We start from the raw sequence: 697 nt of genomic DNA on the forward strand, positions 1-697 counted from the left end.
CGGTGAACGCGATGTGCAGGTCGTCGGGAGCGGCGCCGGTTCGTTTGAGGAGGGCCTGCTCCAGCAGGCGTTCCTCGTCTCGGTACCACTCGAGCACGAGCGCGAACGGTTTCGGATTCTCGGTGAGAATGTCCTTGAGCCGGGGATGGACCTCGAGGCTCGCCTTGGCCTGGTGCTCGAGCAGGGCCATGATCGCGTTGCCGACCACTAGGGCGACGTCCTCGTCCGCCGGGCGTCGGGCCGCCGCTGCCGCCATCACGCCCGGAGCGCCGAGGGGTTCCATGGCGATGGATTCCTTGTTCAGGAAGTAGCGATACAGGGTCGACGAACCGATATCGGCGTGCTGCGCGATCTCCTCCATGGTCGTTTCCTCATAGCCGTGCTCCACGAACAACTCCATCGCCGCGGCGAAGATGACCTGCCGTGTTCTCACCGCATTGCGCTCACGAAGCCCCATGAGGAGATTGTAACGGAACGGGATGAACACCCGTAACAAGTTACTCTCCAAAGATGGGATACTCTCCCATCGAGGCAGGGTGCCTCACGGAGGGAAGGGGGTACTCGTGGCCTGGCTGCTGTACAAGATCGGTCGGTGGTGCTTCGGTCACCGCATCGTCGTCATCGCCGGATGGCTGCTGGCCCTGGCCGCCACCGCCGTGGGTGCCTCGACGCTGTCCGGCCCGACCCAGGACTCGTT

At 64.1% G+C, this 697-nt stretch carries 1 protein-coding gene; it reads right to left on the minus strand.

The window, feature by feature from the left end:
• Positions 1-487: helix-turn-helix domain-containing protein (locus G3I17_RS39210; RefSeq protein WP_164604502.1), on the minus strand; the 487-nt coding region annotated here is incomplete at its 3' end.
• Between the last annotated feature and the right edge of the window lie 210 nt (positions 488-697).

Origin of the sequence: Streptomyces sp. SID13031 (genome assembly GCF_010548305.1) — a bacterium.
Lineage (GTDB): Bacteria > Actinomycetota > Actinomycetes > Propionibacteriales > Kribbellaceae > Kribbella.